At 48.4% G+C, this 6,088-nt stretch carries 8 protein-coding genes; 2 read left to right on the top strand and 6 right to left on the bottom strand.

Annotated elements, in window-relative coordinates; translation table 11 throughout:
* The 3 genes from H6F50_RS04010 to cobQ form a co-directional block, all read right to left on the bottom strand.
* Window positions 1-1,392 (bottom strand): site-2 protease family protein (locus H6F50_RS04010; RefSeq protein ID WP_190426588.1); only part of this gene is annotated, 1,392 nt, incomplete at its 3' end.
* 27 nt (window positions 1,393-1,419) lie between these two features.
* Entirely contained in the window at window positions 1,420-1,659 is a 240-nt protein-coding gene (locus H6F50_RS04005; RefSeq protein ID WP_190410965.1) for a 2Fe-2S iron-sulfur cluster-binding protein, read from the bottom strand.
* Between the two features lie 73 nt (window positions 1,660-1,732).
* Window positions 1,733-3,238, bottom strand: coding sequence for a cobyric acid synthase CobQ (cobQ, locus tag H6F50_RS04000; RefSeq protein WP_190410966.1), 1,506 nt, complete (start codon window positions 3,236-3,238; stop codon window positions 1,733-1,735).
* On the opposite strand from cobQ, the gene H6F50_RS03995 reads away from it, so the two are divergent.
* Window positions 3,210-3,494: a hypothetical protein gene (locus H6F50_RS03995; protein ID WP_190426585.1), complete on the top strand. Its 285-nt coding sequence runs from the start codon at window positions 3,210-3,212 to the stop codon at window positions 3,492-3,494. The two genes, cobQ and H6F50_RS03995, sit on opposite strands and share 29 nt — an antisense overlap.
* Here the strand turns inward: H6F50_RS03995 and H6F50_RS03990 are convergent.
* On the bottom strand, window positions 3,445-3,852 hold the full coding sequence (locus H6F50_RS03990; protein ID WP_190426582.1) for an Npun_F0494 family protein: 408 nt from the start codon (window positions 3,850-3,852) through the stop codon (window positions 3,445-3,447). The two genes, H6F50_RS03995 and H6F50_RS03990, sit on opposite strands and share 50 nt — an antisense overlap.
* Before the next feature lie 248 nt (window positions 3,853-4,100).
* On the opposite strand from H6F50_RS03990, the gene H6F50_RS03985 reads away from it, so the two are divergent.
* Complete coding sequence (locus tag H6F50_RS03985) at window positions 4,101-4,541, top strand: peroxiredoxin (protein ID WP_190426580.1); 441 nt, start codon at window positions 4,101-4,103, stop codon at window positions 4,539-4,541.
* A 95-nt stretch (window positions 4,542-4,636) separates the two neighbouring features.
* On the opposite strand, the gene H6F50_RS03980 is transcribed toward H6F50_RS03985, so the two are convergent.
* Window positions 4,637-5,026: a hypothetical protein gene (locus tag H6F50_RS03980; RefSeq protein WP_190410969.1), complete on the bottom strand. Its 390-nt coding sequence runs from the start codon at window positions 5,024-5,026 to the stop codon at window positions 4,637-4,639.
* Window positions 5,027-5,161: 135 nt separating this feature from the next.
* Window positions 5,162-6,058 carry an ABC transporter permease gene (locus H6F50_RS03975; RefSeq protein ID WP_190426577.1) on the bottom strand — a complete coding sequence of 299 codons (897 nt, stop codon included), beginning with the start codon at window positions 6,056-6,058 and terminating at the stop codon, window positions 5,162-5,164.
* Window positions 6,059-6,088: the final 30 nt, after the last annotated feature.

Genomic DNA, 6,088 nt, shown 5'->3' with positions numbered 1-6,088 from the left:
AATCTTGGCACTGCGAAAGCTAGCAGGGATGCTAAACGCAATCAAAAATCCGAGGAAAAGAAAAATACCAGTCCCCGGACTCATGCCGATAAAAACTAGCAACCCAACTGCGAAAAGTTTGAACAGAACATCGGTGTAGGGATGGCGGGAAAATATTAATAAATCTAGGATGCGTCCTCCATCTAAGGGCAAGATAGGAAGTAGATTGAAGTAGTTAATAATCACCAGAAAGCTGATTACCTCTTGCAACCCTAAGGAACGCTGGAGAGAATCAGGAATTGCCAACGCGATCGCAACTCCTAAGATTATTCCCGGAACCGGCCCCGCCAGCAAAACTAGAAATTTTTCCCAAATCGTAGCATTGTCTTTGCGTCCGGAAGCCGCAGCACCAAATAAGGGTAGGAAGAAAATCGACGTATCTTTATAGCCGCACCCTCTCATCGTCAAAAAGTGTCCTAGTTCGTGCAAAAACAGGACGCCGATGAGAATCAGCAGTGTCTGCAAGTCGAAAAACGGCGTGAAGGAGATAGCAAACACAACCAAACTGCCAAGCAACAACCAAGACTTTATCCCCTTTCTGGCGCGTCCCCGTTCGATTCGTTCCATCCGGCGGAATCCCTCAACTTCTACCGCCGAAGGAATCTCCACATACCGATAGGGTTCTGTTTTTGCCTTTTGCGTCCACTTTTTGACCAGAGTTGTATACTTGCCGCTATCCCGCCCCAGCTTAATCGCTGTTTTCATCGCAGCACTAAGATTAAGTTCTAGCAGTGGCGTTCCTTTAATCGGTGATAGCTGCCCTGATTTCACCAAGCTGTCTATGTAGGTGACATGATGCGATCGCAATGTCTCAATAAACGCTTTTGATGACATCGCGACGGGCGTTTTTGTAAGTGCCAAATGCTCAAGTTTGTCTTGATGGGCTTGCCACTGCTCTTGGGTTTCCACCGCGTAAGGATCTTGGAGAATGGTATTGGGTATTTCTCCAATCACCCCGAAAGCTTGTCCATTCATCGTGTGTAATAGGAGACCATCCTCAAAAAACGTAAGAAACTCGATCGTAAACAGCCTCACCGATTCCGGTAGGCTACGAATGTTTACATTAGCGAATGTTTTAAATGCCTCGTTGTATAGCACCATCCCCCAGCTTTTCGAGACATCCAGGTAAATGTCATTAAAGCTGAAATAGGAATGGAACTGAAACCCTAGCTTTTCAAGTTCTGGCAACGGAATCTCAAATAAATCTTTGATATAAGCAGGGATTTCCTCGCCGCTCCGAATTTCGTAATCGATGTACTGTAGAGTCAAGCCTAAAAGTCGCTGAAAAAAAATCAAGTAGCGGCACGCTACTAGCAACCCATAGACTGCTAATCCGTAAAGCAAATATTCCATTAACGGCCCAACCCTGTGTGTAGTTTGCTACCAGGCGGGGTCAACGTAGAGATTGATTGTTAATTGTTCGCACCCTGCCGGTACTGCTGTGATACAAGCACAGATGGTATGTCCGTCCGCTACCTCCACTTCGCAGGCGTGACACGAACCCATCAGGCACCCGGTGGGAATGAACACCCCAGCCCGTTCTGCTACCTGTAATAACGCTTCTCCTACCTCAGCGTCAACCGCAATCTCGTCAGGTAAAAAAAGTACACTTACGCTCATCAGTAGTTGGTAATGGGTAATGGGTATTTGCTAATGGGTAATGGGTGAAAAGCAATGACCCATTACCCATGCCTTAAGACAAAATAGGGTTTAAATCTAGGTGAGCTTCCACCGTATCTGCCAGCGAATCCAGAATGGTTTCTCGGTGTTCGCGGTAGTTGGCGACGCCTGTGGGGAGGGATGGAAGTCCCCGTTGCTGCCTTAGGTGATTTAACCAGGCTCTTCGCCAAGGGCCATTATCAAAAAGACCGTGGAGATAAGTGCCCACAACGGATTGAGTCGCATCGACAATCCCTAAACTGGGATCGTCAAATAGGGTTTTGTAGGAGTATTGCTTGGGTGCGTGTCCGGATGCCCCCATTCCTTCCTCTGAATCCAACAGCCGCGTGCGCCCTTGATGGATTTCATAACCGGCGACGGGTAAACCAGTTTGAGGATAGTTAGAAGTTACGAGTCGTTGGCGGGCAATTTTTTGGGCGGTAATTACGGTTTTTACGGGTAACAATTCCAGACCTTTGTAACGTCCGGTTTCGCCTTCAATTCCTTCAGGATCGGCTAAAAATTTGCCTAGCATCTGGAAACCGCCGCAGATTCCCAGAATAGTCCCGCCTGCTGCCGCGTAATTTTGAATTGCCTGCGCCATGCCGGTTTTTTGCAGCAGCATCAAGTCAGCGATAGTGGTTTTGGAACCTGGAATAATCACGGCATCCGGATGTCCCAAGGGCTCTCTGGGGCTAATGTATTTCACCGTAACGCTGGATTCTGCTTCTAGGGGGTCAAAATCGGTGAAGTTAGAAATCCGGGGAAGGCGGATGATGGCAATGGTGAGATCGCTGTGAGATTTGGTCGTGCGACGCTCAAACAAATCTAGGGAATCTTCGGCGGGCAAAGCTTGATCGATCCAGGGAATGACACCTGCAACGGGAATGCCGGTGCGTTCTTCTAGCCAGGTGATGCCGGAGTCTAAGAGCGATCGCTGTCCTCGGAATTTATTAATGACAATCCCCTTAATCAGCGCCCGTTCTTCCTTCTCCAGCAACTCCAGAGTACCCACTACATGGGCAAAAGCGCCCCCCCGGTCGATATCCACGACCAGCAAGGTTGAGGCATTTAAATGCTTCGCTACCCGCATATTCGCCATGTCGCGGTGCTTAAGGTTAATCTCCGCTGGGCTACCCGCTCCCTCACAGACCAGTAAGTCAAATTCTTCGGAAAGACGTTGCAGCGATTCTTCAATTGCCTGCCAACCTATATCAAAATACTGCTCGTAGTACTCCGCAGCACCGACTTGCCCGACGGATCTGCCCTTGATAATCACCTGGGAAGTCATGTCCCCTTGGGGCTTAAGTAAAATTGGGTTCATCTCCACCCAGGGCGTGACTCCCGCAGCCCAAGCTTGGACTGCCTGGGCATAACCAATTTCTCCTCCAGTGGGCGTTACGTAAGCATTCAGCGCCATATTCTGCGCTTTAAAGGGAGATACTCGCCAGCCGCGCCGAGATAGAATCCGGCAAAGTGCTGCGGTTAGTAGAGATTTTCCTGCGTGGGATGTGGTTCCCACGACCATAATCGCTTTCATTTTAATAGTTTGGGGTTATAGGGAAGAGCAGGCAAGCAGGCAAGCACGCGAAAGGCACAAAACAGAGGGGCAGGGAAAAATTCTTACTCAGTCCTCAGTCCTCAGTCCTCAGTCCTCAGTCCTCAGCCCTCAGTCCTCAGTCCTCAGTCCTCAGTCCTCAGTCCTCAGTCCTCAGTCCTCAGTCCTCAGTCCTCAGTCCTCAGTCCTCAAAACAACCGGAACCAACGATTTAAGGCATTATAGAAGCGATCGCTAAGAGAGGGGGCAGGCCACGAACCACCCTGAAGTTCCCATTTTTCAACCAATTGGCGTCCCAAAGGCGTGAGGCGAAAACTATCGGTGATTCCTTGACCATCCACCTCTCGCCGCAGAATGCCTACTTGAATCAGCCACAACAGAGAACTTTCTGCGCCTAGTTCCCGCACAGGATGGCGGGTGTACTGGTGTTGGACGCCTGAAGCACCCGCGATCGCTTGCAGGGGAACGCTGGTTGAGCGCATCGCTGCAAACAAAGGCAGGAGGAAGGGCGAACAGCGCATCGCCCGTTCGGCACGGGATACACTGCCAGGGGAATATTGAATCGACTGGGAGTTTTTTGCCTCAACAGAATTCATCTCTTCATCTAATTTCAGGAAACAGCAGAGGATTAAAAATTGCCATCTAGTCAATATCGATTATTTATTAACCGACTTTTAGCGATCGCACCCACAAGCTTTATGGTTTTAGCTGTAGACGCTCTCCGGCGCGTCTCGTTAGGAGACTGACTGCCGTCATCCACCTTAGCTTAGCCCAAGCGGAATTTTAAAATATTGTAAAATTTGATTTTCACCAAACAATCATAACTGAGCAGGAAATAGAATTTATGGCTCTAGCAGTCGGTACAACGGCACCCACTTTCACCGCCAAAGATACCAATGGGAACACTGTCTCGTTGTCTAATTTGGCAGGAAAAACTGTGATTTTGTATTTTTATCCCAAAGATGATACACCCGGCTGTACCAAACAAGCTTGTAGCTTTCGAGATGCCTATGCAGACTATCAAGGCAAAGATATTGTAGTCTTGGGCGTTAGCAAGGATGATGAAGCGTCTCACCAGAAATTCACCGAGAAGTTCAATTTGCCTTTTCCCCTACTGGCAGATGTCGATGGCAGCATTATCAAAGCTTATGACGTTGAAGGAAGTAGCGGTTATGCCCAGCGCGTAACTTACGTGATTGATGGCACTGGCAAGATCGTTCACGTTGATTCCAGCGTCAACACGGGTAGTCATGCTCAGGATATCTTAGCGGCACTGGCTTCTTGAGCCGACGACTTTAGTCTCTAGAAATAATCCGAGAAGCCCGGTTTCCTTAAGGAAATCGGGCTTCTCAATCACAGGACTATTTGAATACTGATTAGTTATGGCGTCGAAGAGGCGGGTGTTACTGAGTTTACTGGAGTGACAGGTGCTACAGGTGCTGCCTGATTGGGAGTACCAAGAAGTTGTAGTTGTTGACGTCGGAACTGATCGGCGGCAGTATTCAGATTATTCTTCTGGTCAGTATTAAACTCGTCCATACTGCGAATGTTGCCCAAGGTGGCTCGATGCATCAAGTCAAAGACACCAGACGCACCGCCGTTATTCGTCCGAGAAAATGGGTCTGTATTTTGCTCTTGGAAAGTGTCTGCGGGACTGACCGCTCCTGGTTGCGACAGGGTTGATTGAGCCAGAGTCAATTGAGGCAGCAAGCAGGAGGCGAATCCCATGCCAGCCAGAACACCGAGAACCAGTTTAGTTTTTTTATTCATGACAATTTGGGGCGAAACACGCTACGAAAGTTGTGAGTTTTGAGTTTTGAATAAAGACGAAAAAATTGATCTCTATGTTCAACTTTATAACTCAAAACTCACTCAAGACTTGGTACTCATTACTCAAGACGATTCTTAAGCAAACCGACGACGCAGCAGTGGTTGAATTGCTAATAATATTACTGCATCAAAACCGAGAAGCACCAATATGGCAGTGCCAAAAGTTACAGTGCCCCAAGGAGCTTGCATTACCACGCTACTGAGTGCCCAATCACTGTGGAGATACAGATAACGAATTGGCTCAATCGCATAGCTGAGGGGATTGAGAGTTGCAACAACCTGCAACCAATTGGGCATGAAGGATAAAGGGGCGAGGGCTGTACTGGCAAACAGTAAAGGCAGGTTAGTAACAAAAATTACAGCAATCAGCTCGACGTGACCGGGCAAAGCAAAAGCTAAACCCAAGCTCAAAGCGGTGACACCCAGAACCAGCAACAGAACAATCAATGCGATCGCGCCCAAGCCTAAAAGATTAGGTAAACCGGCTCCCAGAAAAGCGCTAGCTGCAACAATTACTGCCGCTTGGATTAAGCTCAGCGTCACAATATAGATAGATGAGGCAGCAACAATCGAAAATCGGGATGCCAGAGGAGCGACTAATAAGCGGTTGAGAAAGCCAAATTCCCGGTCAAACATCACCGGCAATCCAGCATTCAGTGCCCCGGCAAAGGCGGTAAAAACAATCACCCCGGCACCGAGAAATTGCCCGTAGCTCAAATCATTGCCAAAAATGCCTTGAGGAGCATTTTGAAACAGCGCCCCGAATAGAACCAACCACATTAAAGGCTGGATAATTCCCGCCACGAGAGTCGAAGGACGCCGTTGCAATTGAATGAATAAGCGCTTCGTTAAAGCCAGAGTTTCTTGAATAAAGTCACTGACGAGGCTGGATGCAGCACCGGCATTAGATTTACCCGCTGCCTCTGGCTGCAACCGGATATCAGGTTTAGGAGGCGTTATCGTACTGCTCATATCAATTTCAGATGTTGGATGTTGGATTTT

The organism is Coleofasciculus sp. FACHB-712, from assembly GCF_014695635.1.
Lineage (GTDB): Bacteria > Cyanobacteriota > Cyanobacteriia > Cyanobacteriales > FACHB-T130 > FACHB-T130.
Note: the sequence above shows the minus strand (reverse complement) of the source record. Positions and strands in the feature narration are given on the sequence as shown.

What these genes read in the sequence shown, in the direction of transcription:
- H6F50_RS04005 (WP_190410965.1), bottom strand. Translation starts at nt 1,659, where the DNA reads ATGAGCGTAAGTGTACTTTTTTTACCTGACGAGATTGCGGTTGACGCT.
- cobQ (WP_190410966.1), bottom strand. Translation starts at nt 3,238, where the DNA reads ATGAAAGCGATTATGGTCGTGGGAACCACATCCCACGCAGGAAAATCT.
- H6F50_RS03990 (WP_190426582.1), bottom strand. Translation starts at nt 3,852, where the DNA reads ATGAATTCTGTTGAGGCAAAAAACTCCCAGTCGATTCAATATTCCCCT.
- H6F50_RS03985 (WP_190426580.1), top strand. Translation starts at nt 4,101, where the DNA reads ATGGCTCTAGCAGTCGGTACAACGGCACCCACTTTCACCGCCAAAGAT.
- H6F50_RS03980 (WP_190410969.1), bottom strand. Translation starts at nt 5,026, where the DNA reads ATGAATAAAAAAACTAAACTGGTTCTCGGTGTTCTGGCTGGCATGGGA.
- H6F50_RS03975 (WP_190426577.1), bottom strand. Translation starts at nt 6,058, where the DNA reads ATGAGCAGTACGATAACGCCTCCTAAACCTGATATCCGGTTGCAGCCA.